Source organism: Anaerolineales bacterium, from assembly GCA_037382465.1.
Taxonomy (GTDB): Bacteria; Chloroflexota; Anaerolineae; order Anaerolineales; family E44-bin32; genus WVZH01.
Genome location: JARRPX010000086.1, coordinates 11823 through 36930, shown reverse-complemented (window position 1 = coordinate 36930; position 25108 = coordinate 11823). Strand labels below are relative to the sequence as shown.

Sequence of the window (25108 nt, the reverse complement as noted above, 5' to 3'; positions counted from 1 at the left end):
TGATCCTCGATCCGATGCTGGCGACGGGTGGATCGGCCGTCGCCACGATCGACATCTTGAAGGATTGGGGAGTGAAGAAAATCAAATTCGTCGGCCTCATCGCCGCACCGGAGGGCATCAGTCCCCACACACCCTCGACCATCCCCAAACCGGCGCGCAGGATGGGCACCAATCCGACCCTCTCGGCCAACTCGACACCGTCAGTCTCGGCCAGCGGGGTTTGAATGCGGACCGGATTGACCAGCAGATCCCGGGTCGCTTCGTAGGTCAGCAGTGTGGAGAGCTCGCGGATGAGTTCCCGAAATTTCTTGGGAACGACGTCCTCTCTGCGCAGTTTGCTCAGTTTATGTGCTACGAGCGGGTGGGTCGAGGCGAAAACGTTCGTTTGTTCCATACCGATCTCCAGGCAATCCGTGGAACGTCAATCGATGCTTTCTGATTTCAGAACCTTCTCGGAATAATGTTTCATGAATTGCGGGTGATGATGTGATCTGCGAGTTCGTATAAAGCCCTTCGTTCCTGATTGGCGGGCATGTCCTTCAAGATGACCCTTCCCGTTTCGACGAATTCTCGAGCCTGGTCGAGTGCTTGCTCTATCGCGTTCGAGGAACGGATCGCAGAGGTGATTTCTGTAAGCGTTTCTTCGTCACATTTCTGCTCGGCAATCTGATTGCGCAATTTCCCACCATCGGAAATCGATGAGAGATAACAAAGTACCGGGAGGGTGATCAAGCCCTGTCGTAGATCGTTGGCGGCGGGTTTTCCAAGCCGTTCCTGATCGGCGGTGAAATCCAATATGTCATCCACGATCTGAAACGCCATGCCGATGTTGTATCCGAACGATTTCATCGCAGAAAGCGTAGCTTCATCGACATCGCTCAGGATCGCGGCGCCTTCCGTGGAGACTTCGAACAGCGAGGCGGTTTTTGCGTAGATACGTTCGAGGTAATCCGGGATGCCGTCGTCGTTGCTGCTTGTGGCGTACATCTGCGAGATTTCTCCATTGACGATCGTCATCAGCGTGCGGGCGAAGATTTTCATCAGCGCCTGTCGACCGATTTCTGCCGCCAGGTACGCGGCGCGGGCGAAGATGTAATCCCCCGTCAATACCGTTGTGCCGGGTCCTAGTGTGGCGTTGATGGTCGGAATCCCTCTGCGCAAGGAAGCGCCGTCGATCAGGTCGTCGTGGACGAGGGTCGCCGTATGCAGCATCTCCACCGAAGCTGCAAGTGTGATCGCATCTTCACAATCGGCGCCCAACATGCCCGCTGAAAGCAGGACCAAGGCCGGCCGGATGCGTTTCCCGCCGGATGAGAGGATGTGTTCGAGCGCGGCAATCAAGTTCGGGTCGTGTTGACCCGGACTGATGCGCATCTTCTGCTCCACCTCGGAAAGTTGGGAGCGGATGAGATCAAAGAAGGTTACGGTCGTCGTTTCCATGATTCCAATCGAAGAGAGTCGCGGCATTTTGCCAAGTTGCATCCGCTGCCTGACTCTCGTTTATCCCCATGATACCCGCAAATTTCTCGGCAATAAATCTCACGTAGGCAGGTTCGTTGCGTTTGCCGCGAAAGGGCTGCGGTGTGAGATAGGGGGAATCCGTTTCCAGTAATAACCTCGTGATCGGTATTTGCGACACGACTTCACGTAAAGGCTCTGCGCTGCGAAAGGTCACCGGGCCCGCCACACCGAAATAGAAACCAGCTTCTGCGGCGAGAAGAGCGGTCTCGATGTCCGCTGAATACGCATGCAGCACGCCGGCACGTCCTCGAAGGGATTCGGGTAGATCTCGAGACCATTGAAGTAAATTTTCAATAACATCCTGTGTCGCTTCACGATTATGAATCACGACGGGCAGTCCAATCTCGGCGGCGAGTGTTAATTGATCCAGGAAGGCGTGTTTTTGCTGCTGCGGCGTGGAAAGGTTCCGGTAGTAATCCAGCCCGATTTCGCCTATCGCAACGACACCCGCAGAACGGGCGAGCTCGCCGATCTCCGCCGCAGTGTTGGAATCCCACGTACGAGCGTCATGTGGGTGAATTCCAACAGCCGCATGTATATTCGCGTTACTCTGTGATAATTCTACCGCCAGTCGGCTGGTTATGAGATCGATTCCCGGAACGAGAATGCGCTCCACGCCCGCTTCTTGGGCTCGTTCGATTACTTCGATTCGATCCTTGTCGAACTGGGCCAGCACGAGATGGCAGTGTGTGTCGGCGAGTCTCCTTGTCGACGCATTCATTCAATGCCTGCGATGCGAAGCCCGTCCTCGAGAATAGGGTCCACCCGGTCGGCTTGCGTCGTTTCACAATACACCCGGATGATCGGTTCGGTTCCGGAGAAGCGGATGAGCAGCCATCCACCGTCTTCCAGTTCGTACTTGTATCCGTCGAGTGTGTTGATATCGGTTACTTTAAGCCCTGCTATCTTTTCAGGGGACGCTTGCTGTACACGCTTTTTTATCGATTCGTGTTCGTCGGCCGCCAGGCGGGTGTCTATGCGTTCGTAGTAATGCGGTCCGACTTTTTCGAACAGCAAATCGATGAGTTCCGAGGGCTTGCGATTAAGACGAACCATCATGTCGAGAAGGTACAATCCAGCCAGGATGCCGTCGCGTTCGGGGACGTGACCCCGAAAGGCGTATCCGCCGGATTCCTCTCCGCCAATGAGCGCATCCACTTCGAGCATCTTGGGCGCCACATATTTGAAGCCTACACCCGTTTCGTACACGGGTACGTCGTAGATCTTCCCGAGCTTGTTCAGCATCGACGTTGTCGATAGCGTCTTTACGATCGGACCTCGCTTGCCAAGAATTTCGAGCATGTGGTAGGCCAATAAACCAAAGACTCGCAGTTGGTCCACGAAATTTCCGTGTTCGTCACCCATGCCTACACGATCCGCGTCGCCGTCCGTGACCAGCAGGACATCGGCGTGGTGTTCTTTGGTCGCCGCAAGACCAACATCGATGTTGGGCGGGATGGGTTCGGGCCGGATCATTTCGGGGAATATGGGATTTCGCTGATTATGGATTTCGATGACTTTGGTCTTGTCGCCACTTAAAAGTTTTGTAAACCAGCCGCTTCCGTTTCCCCACATCGAATCGACCAAAATCGTCAGGCCGGCTTTGCGGATTGGTTCCAGGTCGACCAGACTCTTGATTTGTTCGACGTAGGCAGGTGCCGGGTCGAAATAGGCGACCTTCTTTTCTTCAAGCGCATCTTCGATCGGAATGCGGGGAATCTCGTCTTCACTTGCCGGGATTTTGGCTTCGATCTGCTTCAAACCCTGCGGATCGATCGCGCCGCCATGCCGATCGCGCACTTTAAATCCATTGTCGCTGGGCGGGTTGTGGGAAGCGGTAATGTTGATCGCGCCGATCGCATGGTTGTGCACCGCGGCATAAGAAATAGTAGGTGTGGGGGAAGCAGCGTTCGTTAGCAAGACCTGAAAACCGTTGGCGGCCAAGACTTCCGCGGCCGCAGCCGCGAAGTTTTCCGAAGCGAAGCGTTGATCGTACCCAACGACGACTTTCTCTCCAGCACCCGCCATCTCGAGCAGATACTGCGCAAAACCCTGTGTGCAGCGCCGAACGCCCGAAAAGGTGTAGTTTTCAGCAATACGGCCGCGCCAACCGTCCGTGCCAAATTGAATCGAGTTAGCTGACATCCTGCCTCCTGAGAAACCACGAATGAAGCGGCATTACACGAAGCGAGCCAGGCGATGAGCAACCTGGCCGTTGAGATCTGAAACCGGGCTGTGCCCAGAACGAATTCCAACGCCTCTCGGATCGACTGGGTTGGTGGCGTTCGTGTCGTCGACAATAAACCAACCCCGGTTTGTAAAAATTATACCTTGAAAAAAGTGAGCGTACTAGTGAAGCTTGAAATTCTAACCCGCGCATGATAAACTATTGCCTGTTGCCGCGCTATCGATCAAACGCGCTTTCCGCTCTCATACTAAACCGCTCGGTTTAGGACCGGGGGCAATCCCGAGGAAAGGAAAACCCGATGCGCAACTATGAGTTAGCATATATCGCACACCCTGAATTGGATGAAACTGAACTGAAGGCTCTCGAAGAGCGAGTAACCGGCTGGGTTGATGCCGCCGGCGGAAAAATCGTAAAAGTAGATCGTTGGGGCAAGCGTCGCTTGGCCTATGCGATCGCGAAACAAAACGATGGTCATTATTTCATTATCGACGTTGAGATGCCGCCGGAAGCCGGTGTGGTTATCGAACGCGATCTCCGTCTCAGCGAACAGATCCTGCGGTTTATGATCACGCTCCAAGATCGTGAATAGTGTGAGAGACATCAGGTAAGGGGAAACGAGTGAAAGGAGCCTGAGATGAGTCGTGGGTTGAATAAAGTAATGATCATCGGACATTTGGGACGCGATCCCGAGATGCGTTATACACCTTCGGGGCGTCCGGTGACGACGTTCAGCGTAGCAACGACGCGTTCCTGGACTTCTGCCGATGGCGAAAGACACGAGGAAACGGAATGGTTCAACGTCGTCGCCTGGGGCTCATTGGCGGAGATATGCAATCAATACTTGCACAAAGGGCAGCAAGTCTATGTGGAAGGGCGTTTGCAAACCCGCCGCTGGGAAGATAACGAGGGAAACAAGCATTTCACGACGGAATTGGTGGCCAAGGAGATGATCATGCTCGGCGATCGCCGGGAAATATCGAACGACGCACCAATTTCAAGCGAAGCGATGGAAGAGGATTTCCCCTTCTAATACGACGATCTATTTTCATCACGATGAATTCTATTTGAAGTATAGGAGTAAGGACATTGGCTGAAGAAGAAGAACTGATAGAAGACGAGGAAGAGGACGAAGACGAGGACGATCAACCACAGCGGCGCTCGCGTTCTCCTCGCAGGGGCCGACGTTTCTCGCGCCGGCCGAGAGTATGCCAATTCTGCGCGGATAAAACCAAAGCGCTCGATTACAAACAGATCGATCTGCTCAAACGCTACGTTACCGAACAGGGCAAGATCCGTTCTCGACGCGAGACGGGTGCGTGCGCCAAACATCAGCGTATGGTTGCGAAAGCCGTCAAACGCGCAAGACACATGGCGCTGATCCCCTTCGCCGCGGAGCGATATCGCTAATTGCGGTGAGATCATTCCCTCATTTGCAGTCTGCGTGATCGACAGGTAACTTCTGACGTGATCGGTGGAGACGTTTCATGACCAGGCAAAAACAACACCTGCGACCGACGAAAAAGCATTTGGCCCGGGCGGAGCGCGAGAGAATCCTGCAGAATCGGATTATTGCGGGCACAGTCATCACGACGATTCTCGTCATCGGCCTCGTCGCCTATTCGTTCTACCACCAACTTGTCGTCGTGCCCAACGAACCGGTCGCAGTTGTTGACGGCGAGAAAATAACCACCAGAGATTTCCAAAGTCGTGTGCTCTTCGAACTGCAGTCCGGCAATACTCCCCAGGATATTGCCCCCAGTGTACTGGACACCATGATCAATGGGGTGCTCGTACGTCACGAGGCCAAAGCAATGGGCATCGAAATCCCCCAGACGGAACTCGATCAGACGATCGAAGAGGCTTTTGGATATTACCGTGAAGGGACACCGACGAGCGCACCGTCGCCGACCGTCGATCCGACTCAATTCGCCCAGAGGACATTAACGGCGGCCGCGACGGCGGAGGCCACAAACCTCGATGCCACCCCGACGGATGCAATCACCCCCACACCGCGCCCAACGCCGACGCCATACACGCAAGAGGGTTTTGATGAAGTCTATTCTACGTTCCTCTCCAGTGTGGATGAGCAAACCGGTCTTTCTGAAGCGCAATTCCGCCGCCTCGTAGAGACCAATTTGCTGCGCGAAAAAATCAGGGAGATTATCGGTCAGGACGTTTCCATGAATGGGGAGAAGACAGAACTGCGTCACATCCTAACCGACTCCCAGGAAACCGCCCAGGAGGTCCGTTCGAAATTGGACGAGGGTGAAGCGTGGGAAGATCTCGTCCTGGAGTATTCCCAGGACGCCACGACGAAGGAAGACGGCGGCGACTTGGGCTGGTTGACCGAAGAAATCATACTTGCAGGCTTTGGTGCGTCCGCCCAATCCCTGGCGACGGAACCTGTCGGCACGCTCTTTGGCCCCGTTCAGACCTACCAGGGTTGGGATGTGTTCGAAATCATGGGGCGTGAAGTGCAGCCGTATACGGATTACGAATACCAATTGGCAAAGAACGCAGCATTCGATCAGTGGCTGCTGGAAGTACGCGGGAACGCAGAGATCGACGTCGCTGAGGATTGGTATACTCGTATTCCAGAGATCGATGTCTCTCAGACTGGGTACTAAACGAGAAATGCTCATCTGAGTGGATCCATTTTTACCCAACCGTTCGCGAAGAAACCGAAAATAGATACACGCCACCTGTAGTGCGTATCACCTTTCGATGAGTTGTCGCAAGGTGATACAATCCGTTTAAAATGGGCTTGACGCAGAAATTCAGCGTTTCAATGGCAGTTGAAGAATCGAGAAGATGTCGATTGCTGCGTTGATCGGCATCGGATCGAAAGTTCCAATTTGAGACCGGCCCAGGGTAAAACATGGAGTTTGAAGGTCTTCTCAAACTTTTACCGGATGACTCGAGTCCCGCAGATCGGGAGCTCATCGAGCGCGCCTATAAATTCACCAATAAAGCCCATCGTGGCCAGAAGCGCGCCTCCGGGGAACCCTACGTACAGCATTGTCTCGCCGTTGCCGCTATTCTGGCTGAATTGGGCGCGCCGACCCTGGCGATCGTCGCCGGATTGCTCCACGACACCGTCGAGGACACCAAAGTCAGTTTGAAAGATATAACTCGTGATTTTGGCGACGAGGTGGCGCTAATGGTGGACAGCGTGACCAAGTTGACCCAGCTGCCACGTGTCAGTCGACGCGCCGGAAGTGGAAAAGAACCTCGCGCCACGAAGAGCGAATTGGCCAAAGAAACCCTGCGTAAAACCTTTCTGGCCATGGGGGACGACGTTCGGGTCGTCGTGATCAAGCTCGCTGACCGCCTTCACAACATGCGTACGCTGTCTCATCTTCCACCAGAGAAACGGAAGCGAATCGCCGAGGAGACACTGGAGATTTTTGCACCGCTGGCCAACCGGCTGGGAATCTGGCAGATGAAGTGGGAGTTGGAGGATCTGGCCTTCCGCTACGTCTTTCCGGAAAAATACAAGGAGATCGCTGAAAACGTCGCCAAACGGCGAGTCGATCGCGAGCAGGATTTGGAGCAAATTTCGAAGCAGTTGAAAACGGTCCTGGCGGAAGCGGGCGTACAGGCTGAAGTCTACGGACGTCCGAAGCATCTGTATTCCATCTACCGCAAAATGGACCGTAAAGGGGTGCCGTTCGACATGGTCTACGACGTCCGCGGAGTGCGCGTGATCGTAGATAACGAATCGCTCTGTTACCTGGCATTGGGAGTCATTCACAATCGCTGGAAACCCATACCAGGCACGTTCGACGATTACATCGCCACGCCGAAGGATAACTTCTACCAATCCTTGCACACCGCCGTGGTCTACAACGATGGCGGTACCCTCGAAGCTCAAATTCGGACGCCACCGATGCACGAAAAGGCCGAATACGGCATCGCGGCGCATTGGCGCTACAAGGAAGGCCGGCCGAGAGACGATACTTTCGAACAGCGGATTGTCTGGCTGCGCAAATTGATGGAATGGCGCCAGGACGTCGACGACGCCGGCGATTTCGTGGATGCGATGAAGTCGGACGTCTTCAACGATCGTGTGTATGTCTTCACGCCCAAAGGCGACGTGATCGACTTGCCGGCAGGATCGACTCCTATCGATTTCGCCTACCACATTCACACGGACATCGGCCATCGCTGCCGCGGTGCGAAAGTGGGGGGCAAACTGGTTCCGTTAAATTACAAGATCCAGACCGGAGATTCGGTCGAAATTCTGACGGCGAAGCGCGGCGGACCCAGTCGGGACTGGCTCAACCCGAGCCTGGAAATGGTCCGCAGCCAGCGAGCCCGCAGCAAGATCCGGCAGTGGTTCCGCCGGCGCGATCGTGAGCTGAACATCTCCCACGGTCGTCTGTTGTTGGAACGTGAATTGAAACGCCTGGGTGTGGAAAGCGTCTCCTACGAGAAAATCGCCCGGGATTTGGGATACCCGAACGCAGAGGAAATGCAGGTCGCTATCGGCTGCGGTGACCTACATCTGAATAAGATCATCGCCAAAGTCGTCGAGGAAAAAGAAGACGAATTTGGCTTTGCGGAAATTCTGGAACCCGTTCCGGCGAAGGACGTCACGACCGAAGACGTAAGTATCCTCGGGTTGTCGGGCGGTTTACTTTCACGAATGGCGATGTGCTGCAAACCGGCGCCGGGCGATCCGATCGTGGGATACATCACCCGCGGACGCGGCGCAACGATCCATCGTCAGGACTGTCCCAACGTGTTACGGATTAAAGACCGCGAACGATTGGTACAGGTCTCGTGGGGCAGACTCCGGCAAACCTATCCCGTTTCGGTCCGTCTGCGAGCCTACGATCGCGATGGGTTGATGCGGGACGTTTCGACGCTTGAGGCAAATGAGGGCATCAACATGTCGTCGGTCCACGTCTCGACGAAGAACAGTCTGGCGATGTTCGATTTGGTGATGGATGTGACCGATATCGAGCAGTTGAGCCGTGTGCTCAATCGCCTGGAGGCGCTTCCCAACGTACTCGAAGCACGGCGGCTCCGCCCCGGATGAGTTTGGCTGATTCTCGGATTGAGAAATCTCGCATCGTAAGGGGAATTTTAAATACTGACAGCCGGAGGGGTTTCGTGTATATTATTTTCGTTGGTGAATGAGAAGAGAATGAGCCGGATCGAATGGTGATCGTCAGTCGGATGAATTTGCTGGGTTTGATTTCCGCGGCTGCTGGTTTCATCGATTCATTCTACCTGGGCTGGCTGAAGATAACCGGCAACACGGCGGCCTGTTCACAAATCGGGGATTGCGATGCGGTAAACAGCAGTCCATATGCTATGATTGGAGATGTCCCGATTGCCTTCATCGGTGCACTGGGATACGCCTTGATCCTTCTGATGATTGTCGTCGGAATGCGGCGTCCTGCGTGGACGGATAACTTGAATCTGGCATTGTTTGGCGTCACCCTGACCGGTATGATTTACTCTGCGTACCTGACGTATCTCGAAGTGGCCGTTATTCATGCGATCTGTCCGTTTTGTATTCTTTCTGCGGCCCTAATGTCTTTCTTGTTCGTCTTGAGTATCTTGCGAATGAGAGAGAATTTCGTGATCGAATAGACGGAGTTCAAGAATATGGCACGCATTCGTTGTCGCTACATCGATTGTTACTTCCTGGAATCGGGTTACTGCACGGCTGAGATTATCCGGCTCGATCCCGATGAGGGATGCCTGACATATTCCCACATCGACGATGTCACGCTCTCGGAACCCGAGGATTGGGAATTGGATGAAATCGAAGACATCGACGATATCGATGAACTCGATGAAATCGATGAGGTGTGGGAGGACGAGAGTGGTAATGATGAAGAAGATGAAGATGGAGATGAGGATTGGATCGAAGACGATGTTATATGAGGGATGCCTGAACATCTGATGTTCGAGCATTGATTTTTTTCAGTCGTAAGATTTCAGCGGTAAAAATGACAATCGGGCGTATCTGACGCCCGATTTTTTGTTTAATGCCAATGAGGAAGGAGGACGTTGGACGGGTATCAGGATTCTGTCGATGCGGTCCGGACGCGGTGTTCCAACGTTCGCTGAAGAATGTCTTCCAATTCGTCGCGTTTGGCCTGCTTTTTCTTTGAAGGTTCGCTCGGCGCAGCTTTGGTGTTTTGATCCGACTGTTCCAGCGCCTGGCGCAACGCCAGTTCCATCGCCGTCGGGGTTTCCTCTTCGGATTCATCGATCTCATCGACGTAGTCCTCGATGGAGTCCTTCATGCTGAAGCGAATCTGACGCTTCTTTCGATCTACATCGATAACGTTGACTTCGACTTCGTCTCCCAGGGATACGATTTCCGAAGGATTCTTTACATATTCGTTGCTCATTTCGCTGATATGCACCAGTCCCGGACGCTCCGCGCCTACATCAACGAACACCCCGAAATTTTCGATGCGTACGACTTTTCCCTTGAGGCGTTTGCCGGGTTTGAGGTCTTTCCATTTCAACAGAATGGGTTTCAACATGCTCAATTCGAGCCGCCCCGAGTCCGGGTCCACTAGATGAACCCAAACCTCGACTTCCTGTCCCACCTGGACGACGTCTTCCACCCGGTTCACCGGGCTTTCCTTCAATTTTGAAATGTGGATCAAGCCTTCGCATTCTACGCCAACGTCGACAAATGCGCCCACCAGGTCGGTCTTCGTCACGCGCCCCTCGAGTTTCATGGCGGGTTTGAGGTCTTCCAAATGGAGCTGCGTTCCCGTACCTTCTTTGCTACTCACATCTACACCTTTCTGCAGAAATCTTCATGAGGTCCCCCTTTTTGAGCGTGTCGATTATACCACGGTACGACGCGATCTCTCCGCATCGTTTCTTTTCGTGGGGAGGGTTCTTCGTTGGAGAATCTCACTGCAATCGGTGGAATGAGATTTGAGGGGTACAGGACAGGGCCGGCAAAGGAGAAGGTTTAAGGTTCGTCTGTAATCGTAATTTGGGTGCCCAGATTGCGGCGTGCGATTAGATGCCAGTTTTCGATGCTGTTGAATCGGTCGCTGGGATCGAACAGCGGTCCGATACTCACACCTTGTATCTGAGCATCGATGGCATAGTTATAGACATCGTAATAGAGCAGCAGTGAAGGAGCTTGATCCTGGAATCTATATTGGAAACTGCGATACAACTCTGCTCGGCGAGAGAAATCCGGTGTGATACGCGCCTGTTCGAGCCAGATGCTGATGTTCCGGTCGTCGAAACCGCTGTAATTCTGGCCTGTCTCGACTTGTGAATCGTGCCAGAAAGGATAGGGATCGGGATCGGGGTAGCGCATCAGATTGATGTGTGTAAGCGCTGCTTCGTATTCGCGCGGTTCGAGATAAGCGGAGATCATGGTATCAGAGTCTACACTGCGAAGCTCTACACGAATTCCGATCGCCTCCCAGCTTTCTTTTATCATCTCGGCGATCATGGTATCCAGGGAATTCTCTTCATACAGCAGGGTCAGGCTTAAGGCCTGCTCGTCTTTACTGCGTTGGTATTCCGGCGTGCCCGGGGATGCGCCTGCAGGTAAAATCCAACCCAGCGTCTCCAGGATGTTCGCGGCGCGTTGCGGATCGAAAGGAACCGGCTGGAGATTTTCCGCAAAGGACCACGTGCCTGGAAGTACCGGTCCGATGGGGATCAATCCCTGCCCGGAGAGTGCTTTGTCGATGATCCATTGCCGGTTGATGGCGAACTGCAACGCCTGCCGGAATTGCTTGACGGAAAGGAAATCCTTTCCGGGATTTTGTGTGTTCAGAAAGATGATGCCCAGATTGGGCAATCTTGCCGTATGTAAATTGAGTTCCGTTGAGGCGAGAATCTGTGGGAGGATGGCCTCGTCGACGTTGGCGATCCCCTGGACTTCTCCATCGAGGAACGCAGTGAGAGAAGCCGTTGAATCGGTATAGGTGCGGAATTCGACGCGTTCGAGGTAGGGGCGTTGCGCGAAATAGTCATCGAATGCCACGAGGCTGACGCCGGTGATCTGCTCGTCTTGGACCAGGAAGCGATCGAAGCGAAACGGTCCCGTACCGATCGGTTGAAGGTTGAAAGGGTGGTCGATCAAGTCTGTTGCAGAGACGCCGCGGAGCAGGTGGTCGGGCAGCAGACCGACACTCAAATAATCCAGGAACGGCGCAAATGGTTCGGGAAGCTGGAACTGCACCCGGCGATCGTCGAGGCGGATGATGTTGACCTGCGTCCAAAGGTCGTGTAAATCCAGCGGCCCCGGATAGTCTTCATCCTGAAATTTGGAATATGTATAGATGATGTCATCGGACGTGACGGGCTCGCCGTCGTGCCACACGGCATTCTCGCGAATCGTGACCGTGTATAGCGTCGCGTCCGCCGTAACCGTCCATTGGGCGAGATCCGGTACGGGGATGCCGCGATCGTCGAAACGGATCAAGCCGCTGAAGATCAGCCGATCGATATCGCGATCGACTTGATTGTAGACATCCAGGATTGGGTTGAGACGCTGTATTTGACCGACGAGTGCCTCGATATACACGCCGCCAACTGCAGGCTGGGAGGATACGATTTCGGTGTTTGGCGATTGGCCGACGAGTAATCCTACAACGAGGAGTAAGCCGCCGACCGCGATCAATAGTTGCCAGCGTATATTTCGCATGCTTGATTTATGCCTTGTTGGATGTCCGGGTTTGGTGGAGTTGTTAGCCCACCAAGATGGTGGTGATGATTGCAAGCAGGAAGAAGACGATGCTCATGCCGATGGTGACGTTGAACAACAAACGTTCCACGCCTCGACGAGCGTAAAAACTGGAACCCCCACTCATATCGGCTCCACCGCCAAGTCCACCGAGCCCCGCTCCCCGGCTTTGGAGGATGATGACGATGATTAAAGCGACGGACACGACGATCATTGCAAGATTGAGGAACTTCTCCACGCGCGATACCTCCTTGGAAGAATAGCGGCCGGATTATAGCAGATGGCTATCGGGCCGACAAGGCGTCAATTATTTCGATTGCCCGATCGACTCTCTCAGGTAGGCGTCGATGAAACCATCGAGATCGCCATCGAGAACGGCTGACGGATTGCCGACCTCATAGTCAGTGCGGTGGTCTTTTACCATTTGATAGGGATGCAGTATGTAGGAACGAATCTGGCTTCCCCATTCGGCTTTGACGTAATCGCCGCGAATTTCAGCGATTTCTTCTTCTTGTTGCCGTTGTTTCAGATCCATGAGTCTTGCACGCAGCACGCGCATGGCGTTTTCCTTATTCTGCACCTGCGAGCGCTCGTTTTGACAGGTCACCACGATTCCTGTGGGGAGGTGGGTGATTCGAATGGCGGTTTCATTCTTCTGTACGTTTTGTCCACCCGCGCCGGCGGAACGATAGGTGTCGATGCGCAGATCGTTGGGATCGATCACGATATCGTCATCGGCTTCAACTTGCGGAAGCACCTCCACCAGGGCAAAGGATGTATGTCTGCGGTGCGAGGAATCAAAGGGAGATATACGCACGAGGCGGTGGACTCCCTTCTCGGACCGCAGGTAGCCGTAAGCATACTCGCCGTCGATGGTCAACGTGGCGCTCTTGATTCCCGCTTCCTCTCCATCACTCTGATCGATGATATCGACGTCGTAGCCGTGGCGTTCCGACCAGCGCAGATACATGCGCAGGAGCATTTGCGCCCAGTCCTGAGAATCCGTTCCCCCGGCTCCGGCGTGGATGGCAAGGATGGCGCTGTCTTGATCGTAGGGCCCGGATAACTGCGCCTGCGTCTCTTTGCGTTCGAGTTCTTGCAGCAGTTCGTCGCGTTCCTGTTCGATATCCGCACGAAGATCCTCGTCGCCCAGTGAGGCGAGCTCGAATGCGTCCCTTGCCCGCTGTTGGAATGTCTGCCAGTCGTCCACGTAGGCACGCAGTCGCACGGCCTTTTTCATGATTTTTTGCGCGTGTTCCGGATTGTCCCAGAGCGAGGGATCTTCTGCAGCCCGCTCGAGTTTCGCTAATTCTTCTTCGCGTGCAGCGAAGTCAAAGACGCACCATTAATTCTTGAATTCGTTGCTGAATGCCTTCGAGTTCTGATTTCAAATCATCCATTGGTCAGGTTTCCTTTTCTCGCATTATGCCATGTCTGTCCGGGGTCGAACAATACCCGATTTGAGTAAAGCAAGCCCGGAATCACCTTTTTCATCCGGGCAGTATGCTGTCGATGAACGCGTCACAGTCGAAACGCTCGAGCGCCTGGACGTTCTCTCCGGTGCCCACGTATTGAATCGGCAGTCCGATTTTACTCGAAACGGCGAAGGCGACGCCGCCCTTGGCGGAATTATCCAATTTCGCCAGGATCACCGCCGTGAGGTCGACCACAGCGGAAAACGCCTCCGCCTGCGATAATCCGTTCTGACCGGTGGTTGCGTCGAGCACGAGCAGCGTCTCGTGAGGTCCATGCGGGACCACTTTTCCGGCCACGCGTTGTATTTTCTTCAACTCCTGCATCAGGTTATGCTCGGTATGCATCCTGCCCGAAGTGTCGACGATGACCACGTCCACGCCGCGCGAAGTTGCGGCGGAGCAGGCGTCGAAAACGACTGCGCCGGGATCGCTGCCGGGCTGACCACAGATAACGTCGACGTTCAAGCGTCGTCCCCATACCTGAAGCTGCTCGCTCGCAGCTGCCCGGTAGGTGTCGGCGGCGGCGAGCAGTACCGAACGGCCGCGCGCCAGCCAGCGATGTGCGATTTTCGCCGCGCAGGTCGTTTTGCCGGAGCCGTTTACGCCCACGAGTATGATGACGTGAGGCTTTCCCAAAAGTTCTTCACCGGGAACCGGTTTCAGTTGTGCCCGTAAGGCGCCTCGAAGTTTGTTTTCGACCTGCGTGCCTTTCGTCAGACCCTCTTCACGGCTTGCTTTTTTGAGATCGTCCAGGAGCGTCGTGGTCGTTTCGACGCCCACGTCCGCACGCAGGAGTATTTCCTCCAGCTGCTCCCAGAAGGTGTCGTCCAGTTCGCTCGACCCGAACAGCGCCGCCAGACGGCCCAGGGCTGTCTGACGGGTCTTCTGCAGGGCTTGACGCCAGGTCTTGGTCTCTTCCATCCGCACATTATACCAACGACGCCTGAGCGGGTTAGTGGGGCGTTTTTCCGGAAGTTGATTTCGAAGAGACGTATAAGGAAATCCTCGACGCTGAATTCCTTCGCATAGCCATATTCGGCGTTGGGTCTCCAAGCATAAAAAAACCCGTGATCCGGGATCAACCTCGCGCTCACGGGCATCTTCAGGCTGGGGGTCGAGGATTCGAACCTCGGCTGACGGATTCAGAGTCCGCTGTCCTACCACTAGACGAACCCCCAAAGCAAATGGCATTTTACCATAGGCTGTGGTACCGGTCTACGTGCGCCGTATCCACGGCTTGCGCGCCGCCGGGGAAATGCATGCTTCCGGCGGTCTACATCTATTGCGAATCAATTCCTGGATCGATATCTGCGGGATATTTGTCTAAACGACCTGCTTCAACTCTCTCCTCGATCAAGCGGCTGCGACATGATCCTGGCCAGACACCTCGGGTTTGCCAGCAGCATCGGCACACGCCGGCGGTAGACGTTGTATGCTTCGCCGAATTTCTCCGCCAATTCCGGTTCTTCCACGATGAGCAAGAATGCCAGCACCCAAGCCCATTGGGCCACCGTGATGAACAAGAAGGACCATATATGTCCGATCAACAAACCCAACCCGGTCATGAAGATTCCCACCCCGAGGTGGTGTGGATGCCGGACGCACTGGTAGATGTCATCCGTCACGAGGTGTGTGGTGCAGCCCCACTCCTCAGCCTCCCCTCGATCCTTCAATATTCTCCCCGTCCGCTGCAGTGGGTAGCGTGCCAACAGCATGCCGGCCAGACCCAGAAGGCGCAGCCACCAGGGGAACGCCTGGGTTTTCAGGGCAACATCCACAGCCACACCTCCACCAACCGAAACGAAAACCAGCACGAGCCAATAAATCAGACGGACGCGACATTTCGACATTTTCCTACTCCTTAGTCGATCTTTGATCGGGGCAGTCAGGTATTGAGTTCGTGAGAACAAAGAATTTTGGGTGGTACCTTCTATGCTGAATTCAAATTGGTGATATGTAGCCCCCATTCACAAGGATTGCAGTTGGTTCCTGACGAGGCGTTCCTTTGCCAAGACAATCCTGACGCTTACAGCGTCAGCTATCGTCCCACAGACCGGTAATATTTTACTCCTTTACTGCCTACCGCAAACTCGAGAGATTTTAAAGCAACGATGCGGTCTATTCCATTCCTTTCAGCAGGGATACCGCTTGCCGAATGCGGACTTCCACGGTCTCTTTGCCGATGATGACCATGCTTTCGATGAGCGGTGGACTCACTTTTTGTCCTGTGACGGCGATGCGCAGGATGCCGAACAACTGCCCGACCTTCAAACCCAACGAATCCGCCAGGGCCCGCAGCTTCTCTTCCAGCGGTTCGACTTTGAACGCCGCGATCGACTCGATCGTCTCGAGCGCTGCCTGCGCCGCTTCCGCCGACTGGGCGGCGTCCATTTTCTTGCCGACCAACTCCTCCGCTTTAACCTCCACGTCTTGGCGGAAGAAGAATCCCGCCATCAGGACCGCCTCGTCCAGCGTGCGGATACGCTCCTGGATGATCGCGGTGATGGCCTGCAGACGGTCTTCGTCGACCTCGTACCCTTCCGCTTCGAAGTAGGGACGAATCCGTTCGCTCAGCTCTGCGATGGGCAGGGCGCGAATGTGCAGGCCGTTGAAATGGTCGAGTTTGCCGTAATTCACGGCGGCCGGGCTGGGATTGAGTTTCTCCAGGCTGAATTTCTCGATTAAATCCTGCATGCTGAAATATTCCGTGTGATCGTCGTACGACCAGCCCATCAGCGCGATCCAGTTGACCAGCGCTTCCGGGAGGTACCCCTCATCGCGCAGTTCGGAGATGTATATCCCTTTCACGCCAGCCTGGCGCTTGCTCATCTTCCCCTTTCCGCTGGGATTGAGAAACACGGAGAGGTGCACCCAAACCGGTTGTTCCCATCCGAAGGCCTGATAGATCATCACGTGCAGGGGAAACGTGGGCAGCCACTCCGACCCGCGGAAGACGTGGGTAATGCCCATCAAGTGGTCGTCGACCATCGCCGCCAGGTGATAGACCGGCAGGCCGTCCGATTTGAGTAGGATGTAGTCATCCAGGGTGGCGTTTTCGACGCTGATTTCGCCGCGCAGGAAATCGACCGCCGTGGTCGTTCCTTCCAGCGGTGTCTTGAAGCGCACGACGTGGGATTCGCCCGCTTCGACCCTGGACTCGGCTTCCCCGGGGCTCAGTTGACGGCACAGACGGTCGTAGCGCGGAGGCTCTTTGCGGGACTGCTGCTCCTGGCGAACTTGCGCCAGACGTTTCGGGGAGCAGAAGCAGTAATAGGCATGCCCGCTGCGGATGAGTTCTTCGGCGCGGGTCTTGTAGATCTCCGTTCTCTCGGATTGGCGGTAGGGGGCATGCGGTCCGCCGACGTCGGGGCCTTCGTCCCAGTGGATACCAAGCCAGTGGAGCGACTCGACCATCTCCTCTTCCGCCTGGGGATCGAACCGTTTGCGGTCGGTGTCTTCGATGCGCAGGATGAATTTTCCGTCGTGTTGCCGGGCGAGCAGGTAGTTGTAGAGTGCCGTGCGGCCGCCGCCGAGGTGAAAGTGGCCCGTCGGTGAAGGCGCAAAACGGACGCGAACGGGTTTTGAAGCTGTCATGTACCTTCCCTGATGAATGCTGAAATTAGAGTTCGATTTTCTTGTGGCGCAGGATCACGCTCTCCACGAGTCCGATGCCCAGGAGGCTCGTCAACAATGAGGATCCGCCGTAGCTGAAAAAGGGCAGTGGGAGGCCGGATACGGGGAAAATATTCAGATTCACGCCGATGTTGAAAGCGCCCTGGAAGAACAGAAGGATCGCTACGCCATAACAGATCAATGCACCGAACGTGTCGCGCGCCATGCTCGCCGCGCGCAGGCAGCGAAAGATGATGAACATGAAGAGCAGCAGGAGGATCGCCGCGCCGACGAATCCGAATTCTTCCGACATGGCGGAAAAGATGAAATCCGTATGGCGAACCTTCAAGAACCTTAATTGAACCTGGGTCCCGTTGCCGTACCCTTTGCCGGAAAAGCCGCCGGAGCCGATGGCGATGCGGGCCTGATTTACGTTGTAGGTCGCGCCGTAATTCGCCTCCGGATGCGCATTCCGCCGGCCCAGACCAACGCCGCCCAGATGACGCCGAGGACGATTGCGGTACTCAAATCCGGTTGAATGAACACGAGCAGTGCGGGTAATCCAACCAGGGCCAGGCTGCGCACGATCGTGCCGACTTGGTCGAGCTTGTGCTGGTTGCGGGCGACGTAGCTGGCCAGTACCAGAATCATGAAAATCTTGGCCAATTCGGAAGGCTGCACGGTTGTCGTGCCTACTCGAAACCAGCGAGCGGAGCCGAATCCGACAACGCCGGCCGCAGCGATCAACCCAAGCAGCGCGATCGTGAGGATGTATATCGGACGGGAGAACGTCGACCAAAAACGGTAATCGATCGCTGCAGTCAGGAGAACTACGACGAAACCGACGACCGCAAAAAGCGTTTGCCGCGAGGGGCTTTCGGCCAATTCCTGATTCCCGGCGATCGCCGAACTGATCATGGCAATACCGGCGATCGTCAGCACCGCGACCGCGGCTAACAGCCAAACATCGAAATGTCGCCAAATGCGGGTTTGACGCATACCTTATCTTGACCTTCCGCGTCGAGAAGGAGCAGGGGTCAGGGGAATATCTGCGACGAGGCGTTGCTGTTCCCGGTCGCGCGTGAGAGTTACGCGGACCGAATGTTTATCGATCTCGACGTGCCTGGAGATTACATCGATGAGTTCATCCTTGAGCGCTTCCAATCGATTCGGCGAGAGCCCCGCTCTGTCGTGCACGAGAACGAGTTTGAGGCGTTCCTTGGCAGTTTGTGCACTGCTGCGTCGTCCAAATCGCAATTGGTTTCTGAGGCTCATCCTTCGCCTCCTGATTTGACGAGGCGGGACAGGCGTCCGAAGAAACCATCCTGCTCCTCCAATGCCTCGAATGGAACGTTCTCACCGTTCAGGCGTCGCGCGATGTTGCGAAATGATCCGCCTGCTTTGCTGCGCGGGTCCAACACCACCGCCAGACCCTTGTTGGCGGCGACGATGACCGACTCGTCGTCCGGCACCACGCCCACCAGTTCGATGGCCAGGACGTCGAGAACGTCATCCGTGCCCAGCATATCGCCGCGCTTGATCATCTCGGGCTTGACCCGATTGATGATCAACCTGCCCGGTCCCTTGTCTTCCGCCTCGACCAGACCAATGATGCGGTCGGCATCACGCACGGCGGAAACCTCCGGGTTGGTGATGATCACCACGATGTCTGCCGGGGCGATGGCGTTTCGAAAGCCGCGTTCGATGCCGGCCGGAGAGTCGATCAAGATCCAGTCGTAATCCGCGCGCAGTTCATCCGTCAGACGGACCATGTCCTGGGGTGAAACCGCAGTTTTGTCCCGGGTTTGAGCGGCGGGTATGAGATAGAACTCCTCGAGGCGTTTATCCCGGATCATCGCCTGGCGGAGCTTGCAGCGGCCTTCGACGACGTCCACCAGGTCGTAGACGATTCGGTTTTCGAGTCCCATGACGACATCCAGATTTCGCAGCCCGATGTCGGCATCGATGCAGACCACACTCAGTCCCATATTGGCCAACGCAGCGCCGATGTTCGCGGTGGCGGTCGTCTTACCAACGCCGCCTTTTCCGGATGTGATTGTTGCTATCTTACCGCTCATACACCAACTCCGTGTTCAATTTGCTGAAAATAGTCATCTCGCTTGCCAGGGCTCGGCGACCAGTTGTCCGTCTCGGATACAAGCGATCTCCGGCATCGTTTTCGACCGGCGGCCGGGGGAGACGGCGATCTGTCCCGCGATTCGCAGTTGCGTCGGAGAGAGATCGAGCGCACAAACCGCGGCGCTTTCGTCTCCGCTGGCGCCGGCGTGAACCGTGCCTCGCAGCCGTCCCCATACGATCACGTGTCCGCCGGCGACGATCTCCGCACCTGGATTAACGTCGCCCAGTACGACGACGTGGCCGGCATAACGGATATTGTGTCCGGAACGCAGCGTTCTTTCGACGAGTACCGCTTCTTCGCCCTGCAGGCGTGATTCGAGTGGAAATTCGTCATCCCTCTCGGCGTGTGACGGCTTGGCCAACTCCAGCTCCAGGCCAAGATCGGCGGCAGCGGCCCGTGTCGCAGCGGAAGTCGTGAGAATCGCCCAGAGGGTGATTTCCTCCTCCGCAAGCGTATCGCGCAAACGACCGAGTTCCGCAGCACTCAGTTCTCGGCTTTCGATTTGAAGTGCAAGACGAGCACCGCGAAAGAAATCCGTTTGTTTTTGAACGGTATCGAGTAGATTCGGCAGCACTTCTGCCCAATCACCCTCAGGAACGGTGATCAGAAGACCATCCCGGACCCCTTTAATCGCCAGTGGTGTGTTCATAGCCCGTTCGATTGGCGATTATAGCACGCGTTCGGAACGAATGCGACAAGCGGAACGCCGTGGACGTGTACCAGGCCAGGCAAGCCTCGGCAGGTGCTATTCGACCAGGGCGACGTCGATCGCTTTGAGGGAAAAATAGGCATCCATGACTTGCTTGACGATCGGGCCGGCGGTGATTGCGCCCTCACCGCCGTTGTAGCCGAAGGCAACCTCGGAGATCTCGGGATTTTCGAAGTGAGCGTATGCGGTGTACCAGGAATGGGTCGGCCAGGCGCCCGGTTTACATAATCCCATGTTGTAGGCGACGGTGTCGCAAAATTCTCCTGTACCGGTTTTTCCGGCGGAAGAGATGTTCTCCAGGTCGGCATAGCCGTGCGCTGTGCCTTCCGTGACTACCAGGCGCATGCCTTGCTGTGCCAGTTCGAGCACTTGTGGATCGACGATGATGTCCGGGGAAAGCATGCCTTGATTTCGCCGTTCATCGATGATGAATTGGCGTAGTTCGGGTGGAAGTGTAGGACAGTCGGCGCCGATCTCGTCCAGGGGCGTGATGAAGTCGTCACCGATGTCCCAGAGCACACAGGGATCGTATTGGGAAATCACGTTGCCCTCACCGTCGAGAACTTCCTTGATCACGTGGGGCCACATGACTTTGCCCCCGTTGGCGATCGTGACGATCGAAGTGAGAACCTGCAGGGGAGTTGCGGCGACAAAGCCCTGGCCGACGACGGTGTTGTAGGTATCGCCCGTCGACCAACCCTCACCAAGGTTGATGCGTTTCCAGTCTTCGTTGGGAATCAAGCCGCCGACTTCTCCGGGCAGATCGATGCCCAAGGGAGCGCCGTAGCCAAGTGCGGGTGCGTAGCGATTGATCCCCGAGACGCCGAGACCCTCTTCAACCTCGCCCGGGAATCCGCCGCCGATCTTGTAAAAATAGACGTTGCAAGAGAAGGCAATCCCGTGAACGAAATCCACGAGACCGTGGCCGTCTTCCTTCCAACAGACGAAATCCTTCGCCTTCCCCGGGTCGTTGGGAAAGTAGCGGTTGGTGATGGTGATCTTCCCGGGGTCGTTGAGCTGTTCTTCGGGGGTTATCACCCCTTCATTGAGCGCGCCAACGGCGGTGACCATCTTGAACGATGATCCCGGCGGAAATACATCGGCGATGGCATGATTCACGAGCGGTTTTCCACGATCGTCCTGTACCAGTTGGAAGTAGTAGTCTTCCGGGATGTAGCGGGCGAACCGATTGTTCTCGTAGGTGGGCAGCGAAACCATGGCGAGGATATCGCCCGTACGCGGATCCATAGCGATGACGACGCCGATGGGTGTTCGCTCTTCGCCCGCGTAGCGGTTGATGAATTCCATCCGGTTTCGAAGCGCCGCATCGGCGGAGGCCTGCAGACGCGTGTCGATCGTCAGTCGTAGATTGTTGCCGGGAACCGGTTGGGTGACTTCTCCGACCTCCCGCAATTGTCGTCCGGCAACATCGATTTCGACCTGCTTTACGCCGTTCTGGCCGGCCAGGATTTCTTGGTACATACCGACGTAGACCCCCTGAAAATCGCCCTGGTCGATCACCGATCCAAAACCGAATTCGATGCCGGCGTAGCCGATCTTGTCGCGTCCGGATACGAAACCCTTCTCGGTGTAATATGGCTCGAAAATTGCCGGTATCGGCCCCAGGTAGCCGATCAATGCCGAGGTCAGTGCGCCCGTGGTGTAATCCCGCACGGGGGAAATCTCGATTCCCACGCCAGGCAGGTCGATCGATTCTTCACGCAATATCCGCGCGGCCGTCTCGTCGATGTCGCAGGCGATGGGCCAGGCATCGTAGGGGCTGTTGGTGAGTCCCTCCTCGACGAACTGTCGAATTCCACGGCCGGGAACGCATCGTGCCGCCGGAGGTCCTTCCTGGTCGATCGGCACTCCTGTGATTTCGGATAATCGTAGGTAGATGGCTTCGATTTCTGCGTTGCTGTCAGGGAGCAGAGCGGGCGTGATGACCACGTTGAAGGAGGGAATATTTCGCACCAGTTGGAAACCGTTGCGATCGTAGATGATGCCTCGTGCGGCAGGAGAGTTCACCGTTTCAAAGCGGTTATCGTCCGCTTGTGCCCGGTACGTTTCGCCTTCGACGATTTGCAGGGTGAACAAGCGGACGAAGAAGAAGGCGAATATGATCAGGACGATGAGGTATGAAAGACGAATCCTCGATCTGGGAATGTGGGTATCATTGCCGATGGACATGCTTCAACCGCCTTAAAGCTCGACCTCTTGTGGGTAAAGACGATAATGCAAGGCCGAAGCAAGTTGTGAGGCCGGAAGGGCGATGATGACGTTCAAGAACGTACTGGGCAGAATGATTCGGCGGAATGTGTATGCAAACGATACGTCTTGCACGAGGATCATGGCCACGAGTGTAGATAGAATGTGATAGGTCAGCGATGCTACCAGCATGACTCCCAAGGGCATCAACAAATGTGCCTCCCAAAACCGTCCTTCCAAGAAGGATACCAGAAACGTGACGATGAGGAGAATGAGCGCGTTCGTTCCAAAAGGCAATCCGGAAAGCAAATCGAGTGCAAAACCGCCGATTACGGCCCATACCATGGCTTCCTCGCTCCGTCGCGTGAGACTCCATGCGACAACGGCCACGAGCACCAGGTCGGCCCGGCCATCCAGCAGTTGGAAATACCCCATCAGCACAGATTGGAGAATTGCAAGCAAACTCAACAAAGGAATACCAACTATGTACGACATCGTTGGTCTTTCACGGTGCGGTCAGTTCGATGGGGATGGGTTGGAAGTTGGTGATGACCAGTACGATGTGCAACGAGTCGAAATCGACGCTCGGCTGCACGCCCGCTTGTTGGAATAGTTCGTAGTCTCGACGCCTGACGTTTATAACCTGACCGACAGGTATGTCGGCGGGGTAGTTGTTGCCCAACCCGGAGGTGAGGACCAACTCTCCGACTGTGACTTCAGCATTCTGATCGATCAAATCCACGGACAGTTCTCCATTGAATTCCGCTACCAATACGCCATCCGTCCTGGCGAGCTGCAGCGTGACGTTAACCGCTGCTTCAGGGTCTGTGATCAACTGTACGCGCGATGCGGTGGGGAATACCTCGGCGATGCGGCCCACCAAACCTCGTTCCGTGACCACCGGCATTCCCTGGCTGAGGTTCGAATCCGAGCCGCGGTCGATCCATACGGAGCGGATGAAGGGGCTGGGATCGCGGCCGATCACGTTTGCAGCGATCGAACGACTCTCCGGTTGAGAACGGGCATAGTTCAGCAGCGAGGCGAGGATTTCGGCTTCTGCCGCTTGTTCGCGCAGGCTGATAATTTCCTGTTCCAATCGAGCAACCTCGCTCTGCAGCCGGGAAACCTCGGCCTGCAGAGAGGCGACGTCACGCGGCGCAGTCAGCGTGTCGTGAATGGCGGATACGCGCAGGGCGATCCACGCTTGCACCGCATTGATGGGACGTGACAAGAAATCCCGCACGGGGGTGAAATACCCACCGACGCTGAGGATCATGATCCCGATCGTAATCAGTGCCAACGTTCCGGCGACGAGTAAACGAGAATTTGATCGATTCATCAGACTATTCTATGGAATATCGAGCCTCGACTGAGAAGGTTACGCCTTCTGCTGTCGACGGTCAAGACCGACGAGGAACTGACCCATGTGATCGAGGTCTTCGAGCACCAGGCCGGCACCTCGGGCTACACATGTCATTGGGTCTTCTGCATTCCAGACGCGCATGCGAAGATCGGACGAGAGACGTTCGGTCAGATTTTGGAGTTGTGAAGTTCCGCCGGCTAAACAGATACCATCTTCCATCAGATCGGAAATCAACTCGGGCGGGATTTCGTCCAGGGCGTCACGCATGGTTTCAACGATGATGTTCACGGATCCGGAAAGCGCTTCCCGGATCTCGACGGACGATATTTCGATGGCTTCAGGCAAGCCGCGTACCAGGTTGCGCCCGCGGACACTCATCGTTTTTTCTTCCTTGAGGGGGTAGGCAGAGCCGATGTTGATTTTCAATTGCTCGGCCGTACGTTCCCCGATGAGCAGGTTGTACTTGTTGCGGATGTAGTTCACGATGTCCTGATCCATCTCATCCCCGGCGACCCGCAAGGAACGTGAGACGATGATCCCGCCCATGGTAAAGACGGCGAGTTCGGTCGTGCCGCCGCCGATGTCGACGATCATCGATCCGCGCACCTCACCGATCGGAAGCCGGGCACCGAGGGCTGCGGCAGTCGGTTCTTCGATCAGCAGCGCCTCCCGCGCGCCGGCAGCCATGGCGGCGTCGTAAACGGCGCGTTTTTCAACTTCCGTGGCTCCGCTAGGAATGCCGACAACCACCCTGGGTCGAGGCACGGGTGAGATGCTTTGTTCGTGGGCTTTGGCGATGAAGTATTCCAGCATCCGCTCGGTGATCTCGAATTCGGAGATCACGCCGTCCCGCAGCGGCCGAATCACGACCACGTTGGCCGGTGTTCGTCCAACCATTTGCTTGGCTTCCGCGCCAATGGCTAAAGGGCGCTTGGTTTTCTTCTCGATGGCGACCCAGGAAGGCTCGTTGATGACGATGCCTTTGCCGCGTACATTAACGAGCGTGTTCGCTGTCCCAAGGTCGATTCCGATGTCGAGAGAAAAGAGTCCAAGCAGCCAGTTCAGGGGGTTCAATGCCACAGTTCGTGTACCTCCGTGAGGCCAGTTCCAGATTATAGCACAGACAAGTTTAACCTTTTGCCACATCGCTGTCTATAGTTATGTAAAACGATATCCATACGCTAGTGCTACGATGCT

24 protein-coding genes, 1 tRNA gene and 3 pseudogenes are annotated in these 25108 nt (G+C 55.6%); 8 read left to right on the top strand and 20 right to left on the bottom strand.

Features of this window, described 5'->3' with window-relative positions; genetic code table 11:
- A pseudogene (locus P8Z34_15915) lies at positions 1–119 on the top strand (uracil phosphoribosyltransferase).
- A 50-nt stretch (positions 120–169) separates the two neighbouring features.
- Here the strand turns inward: P8Z34_15915 and P8Z34_15910 are convergent.
- From P8Z34_15910 to P8Z34_15895, 4 genes and pseudogenes are all read right to left on the bottom strand, one after another.
- Positions 170–394 (bottom strand): annotated as a pseudogene (locus tag P8Z34_15910) (uracil phosphoribosyltransferase).
- Between the two features lie 71 nt (positions 395–465).
- Positions 466–1440, bottom strand: a complete 975-nt coding sequence (locus P8Z34_15905) for a polyprenyl synthetase family protein (protein ID MEJ2552158.1) — start codon at positions 1438–1440, stop codon at positions 466–468.
- Complete coding sequence (locus P8Z34_15900) at positions 1412–2242, bottom strand: TatD family hydrolase (protein ID MEJ2552157.1); 831 nt, start codon at positions 2240–2242, stop codon at positions 1412–1414. Before P8Z34_15900 ends, P8Z34_15905 begins: the two co-directional genes overlap by 29 nt.
- The gene (locus P8Z34_15895) at positions 2239–3666 is read right to left on the bottom strand and encodes a phosphoglucomutase/phosphomannomutase family protein (GenBank protein ID MEJ2552156.1); all 1428 of its coding nucleotides are present in this window, start codon (positions 3664–3666) and stop codon (positions 2239–2241) included. Before P8Z34_15895 ends, P8Z34_15900 begins: the two co-directional genes overlap by 4 nt.
- Positions 3667–4007: 341 nt before the next feature.
- Between P8Z34_15895 and rpsF the strand changes: the two genes are divergently transcribed.
- The 7 genes from rpsF to P8Z34_15860 all read left to right on the top strand — a co-directional run bounded on the left by rpsF (position 4008) and on the right by P8Z34_15860 (position 9610).
- Positions 4008–4298, top strand: a complete 291-nt coding sequence (gene rpsF, locus P8Z34_15890) for a 30S ribosomal protein S6 (GenBank protein MEJ2552155.1) — start codon at positions 4008–4010, stop codon at positions 4296–4298.
- A gap of 45 nt (positions 4299–4343) precedes the next feature.
- Positions 4344–4739 (top strand): single-stranded DNA-binding protein, encoded by a 396-nt coding sequence (locus tag P8Z34_15885; protein MEJ2552154.1) that lies wholly within the window; start codon positions 4344–4346, stop codon positions 4737–4739.
- A 77-nt stretch (positions 4740–4816) separates the two neighbouring features.
- Complete coding sequence (gene rpsR / locus P8Z34_15880; protein MEJ2552153.1) at positions 4817–5116, top strand: 30S ribosomal protein S18; 300 nt, start codon at positions 4817–4819, stop codon at positions 5114–5116.
- 77 nt (positions 5117–5193) lie between these two features.
- Positions 5194–6336, top strand: a complete 1143-nt coding sequence (locus tag P8Z34_15875; protein MEJ2552152.1) for a SurA N-terminal domain-containing protein — start codon at positions 5194–5196, stop codon at positions 6334–6336.
- Positions 6337–6587: 251 nt separating this feature from the next.
- Positions 6588–8753 (top strand): bifunctional (p)ppGpp synthetase/guanosine-3',5'-bis(diphosphate) 3'-pyrophosphohydrolase, encoded by a 2166-nt coding sequence (locus tag P8Z34_15870; protein MEJ2552151.1) that lies wholly within the window; start codon positions 6588–6590, stop codon positions 8751–8753.
- Positions 8754–8875: 122 nt separating this feature from the next.
- Positions 8876–9313 carry a vitamin K epoxide reductase family protein gene (locus tag P8Z34_15865; GenBank protein ID MEJ2552150.1) on the top strand — a complete coding sequence of 146 codons (438 nt, stop codon included), beginning with the start codon at positions 8876–8878 and terminating at the stop codon, positions 9311–9313.
- Between the two features lie 15 nt (positions 9314–9328).
- Entirely contained in the window at positions 9329–9610 is a 282-nt protein-coding gene (locus tag P8Z34_15860) for a hypothetical protein (GenBank protein ID MEJ2552149.1), read from the top strand.
- Positions 9611–9747: 137 nt separating this feature from the next.
- On the opposite strand, the gene P8Z34_15855 is transcribed toward P8Z34_15860, so the two are convergent.
- The 16 genes and pseudogenes from P8Z34_15855 to P8Z34_15780 all read right to left on the bottom strand — a co-directional run bounded on the left by P8Z34_15855 (position 9748) and on the right by P8Z34_15780 (position 24991).
- A complete protein-coding gene (locus P8Z34_15855) occupies positions 9748–10479 on the bottom strand; it encodes a S1 RNA-binding domain-containing protein (protein ID MEJ2552148.1) in 732 nt (243 codons plus the stop codon).
- A 185-nt stretch (positions 10480–10664) separates the two neighbouring features.
- Positions 10665–12365, bottom strand: a complete 1701-nt coding sequence (locus tag P8Z34_15850) for an ABC transporter substrate-binding protein (GenBank protein MEJ2552147.1) — start codon at positions 12363–12365, stop codon at positions 10665–10667.
- Between the two features lie 43 nt (positions 12366–12408).
- Positions 12409–12642 (bottom strand): preprotein translocase subunit SecG, encoded by a 234-nt coding sequence (gene secG, locus P8Z34_15845; GenBank protein ID MEJ2552146.1) that lies wholly within the window; start codon positions 12640–12642, stop codon positions 12409–12411.
- A 69-nt stretch (positions 12643–12711) separates the two neighbouring features.
- Positions 12712–13804, bottom strand: a protein-coding gene (gene prfB, locus P8Z34_15840; GenBank protein MEJ2552145.1) for a peptide chain release factor 2 whose coding sequence is annotated in 2 segments (ribosomal slippage) — positions 12712–13737 and positions 13739–13804 — 1092 coding nt in all. Because the reading frame shifts where the segments join, the coding sequence is not laid out codon by codon here.
- A 90-nt stretch (positions 13805–13894) separates the two neighbouring features.
- Positions 13895–14800, bottom strand: a complete 906-nt coding sequence (gene ftsY / locus P8Z34_15835) for a signal recognition particle-docking protein FtsY (GenBank protein ID MEJ2552144.1) — start codon at positions 14798–14800, stop codon at positions 13895–13897.
- Between the two features lie 186 nt (positions 14801–14986).
- Positions 14987–15057, bottom strand: a tRNA-Gln gene (locus tag P8Z34_15830).
- Positions 15058–15216: 159 nt separating this feature from the next.
- Positions 15217–15729, bottom strand: a complete 513-nt coding sequence (locus P8Z34_15825) for an isoprenylcysteine carboxylmethyltransferase family protein (GenBank protein ID MEJ2552143.1) — start codon at positions 15727–15729, stop codon at positions 15217–15219.
- 268 nt (positions 15730–15997) lie between these two features.
- Positions 15998–17473 carry a glutamate--tRNA ligase gene (gene gltX, locus P8Z34_15820; protein MEJ2552142.1) on the bottom strand — a complete coding sequence of 492 codons (1476 nt, stop codon included), beginning with the start codon at positions 17471–17473 and terminating at the stop codon, positions 15998–16000.
- A 25-nt stretch (positions 17474–17498) separates the two neighbouring features.
- Positions 17499–18409, bottom strand: a pseudogene (locus tag P8Z34_15815) (FtsW/RodA/SpoVE family cell cycle protein).
- A gap of 84 nt (positions 18410–18493) precedes the next feature.
- The gene (minE, locus tag P8Z34_15810) at positions 18494–18766 is read right to left on the bottom strand and encodes a cell division topological specificity factor MinE (protein ID MEJ2552141.1); all 273 of its coding nucleotides are present in this window, start codon (positions 18764–18766) and stop codon (positions 18494–18496) included.
- A complete protein-coding gene (gene minD / locus P8Z34_15805) occupies positions 18763–19569 on the bottom strand; it encodes a septum site-determining protein MinD (protein ID MEJ2552140.1) in 807 nt (268 codons plus the stop codon). Before minD ends, minE begins: the two co-directional genes overlap by 4 nt.
- 33 nt (positions 19570–19602) lie before the next feature.
- On the bottom strand, positions 19603–20280 hold the full coding sequence (gene minC, locus P8Z34_15800) for a septum site-determining protein MinC (GenBank protein MEJ2552139.1): 678 nt from the start codon (positions 20278–20280) through the stop codon (positions 19603–19605).
- A 96-nt stretch (positions 20281–20376) separates the two neighbouring features.
- Positions 20377–22530 carry a penicillin-binding protein 2 gene (gene mrdA / locus P8Z34_15795; protein ID MEJ2552138.1) on the bottom strand — a complete coding sequence of 718 codons (2154 nt, stop codon included), beginning with the start codon at positions 22528–22530 and terminating at the stop codon, positions 20377–20379.
- Positions 22531–22542: 12 nt separating this feature from the next.
- Positions 22543–23043 carry a rod shape-determining protein MreD gene (gene mreD, locus P8Z34_15790; protein MEJ2552137.1) on the bottom strand — a complete coding sequence of 167 codons (501 nt, stop codon included), beginning with the start codon at positions 23041–23043 and terminating at the stop codon, positions 22543–22545.
- A 10-nt stretch (positions 23044–23053) separates the two neighbouring features.
- Positions 23054–23887, bottom strand: coding sequence for a rod shape-determining protein MreC (gene mreC, locus P8Z34_15785; protein MEJ2552136.1), 834 nt, complete (start codon positions 23885–23887; stop codon positions 23054–23056).
- 39 nt (positions 23888–23926) lie between these two features.
- Positions 23927–24991 (bottom strand): rod shape-determining protein, encoded by a 1065-nt coding sequence (locus tag P8Z34_15780; GenBank protein MEJ2552135.1) that lies wholly within the window; start codon positions 24989–24991, stop codon positions 23927–23929.
- Positions 24992–25108: the final 117 nt, after the last annotated feature.

Bases quoted from the DNA above. Each gene is read 5' to 3' on its own strand.
- P8Z34_15905 (MEJ2552158.1), bottom strand. From the start codon at position 1,440: ATGGAAACGACGACCGTAACCTTCTTTGATCTCATCCGCTCCCAACTT.
- P8Z34_15900 (MEJ2552157.1), bottom strand. From the start codon at position 2,242: ATGAATGCGTCGACAAGGAGACTCGCCGACACACACTGCCATCTCGTG.
- P8Z34_15895 (MEJ2552156.1), bottom strand. From the start codon at position 3,666: ATGTCAGCTAACTCGATTCAATTTGGCACGGACGGTTGGCGCGGCCGT.
- rpsF (MEJ2552155.1), top strand. From the start codon at position 4,008: ATGCGCAACTATGAGTTAGCATATATCGCACACCCTGAATTGGATGAA.
- P8Z34_15885 (MEJ2552154.1), top strand. From the start codon at position 4,344: ATGAGTCGTGGGTTGAATAAAGTAATGATCATCGGACATTTGGGACGC.
- P8Z34_15875 (MEJ2552152.1), top strand. From the start codon at position 5,194: ATGACCAGGCAAAAACAACACCTGCGACCGACGAAAAAGCATTTGGCC.
- P8Z34_15870 (MEJ2552151.1), top strand. From the start codon at position 6,588: ATGGAGTTTGAAGGTCTTCTCAAACTTTTACCGGATGACTCGAGTCCC.
- P8Z34_15865 (MEJ2552150.1), top strand. From the start codon at position 8,876: ATGGTGATCGTCAGTCGGATGAATTTGCTGGGTTTGATTTCCGCGGCT.
- P8Z34_15860 (MEJ2552149.1), top strand. From the start codon at position 9,329: ATGGCACGCATTCGTTGTCGCTACATCGATTGTTACTTCCTGGAATCG.
- P8Z34_15850 (MEJ2552147.1), bottom strand. From the start codon at position 12,365: ATGCGAAATATACGCTGGCAACTATTGATCGCGGTCGGCGGCTTACTC.
- ftsY (MEJ2552144.1), bottom strand. From the start codon at position 14,800: ATGGAAGAGACCAAGACCTGGCGTCAAGCCCTGCAGAAGACCCGTCAG.
- P8Z34_15825 (MEJ2552143.1), bottom strand. From the start codon at position 15,729: ATGTCGAAATGTCGCGTCCGTCTGATTTATTGGCTCGTGCTGGTTTTC.
- gltX (MEJ2552142.1), bottom strand. From the start codon at position 17,473: ATGACAGCTTCAAAACCCGTTCGCGTCCGTTTTGCGCCTTCACCGACG.
- minE (MEJ2552141.1), bottom strand. From the start codon at position 18,766: ATGAGCCTCAGAAACCAATTGCGATTTGGACGACGCAGCAGTGCACAA.
- minD (MEJ2552140.1), bottom strand. From the start codon at position 19,569: ATGAGCGGTAAGATAGCAACAATCACATCCGGAAAAGGCGGCGTTGGT.
- minC (MEJ2552139.1), bottom strand. From the start codon at position 20,280: ATGAACACACCACTGGCGATTAAAGGGGTCCGGGATGGTCTTCTGATC.
- mrdA (MEJ2552138.1), bottom strand. From the start codon at position 22,530: ATGTCCATCGGCAATGATACCCACATTCCCAGATCGAGGATTCGTCTT.
- mreD (MEJ2552137.1), bottom strand. From the start codon at position 23,043: ATGTCGTACATAGTTGGTATTCCTTTGTTGAGTTTGCTTGCAATTCTC.
- mreC (MEJ2552136.1), bottom strand. From the start codon at position 23,887: ATGAATCGATCAAATTCTCGTTTACTCGTCGCCGGAACGTTGGCACTG.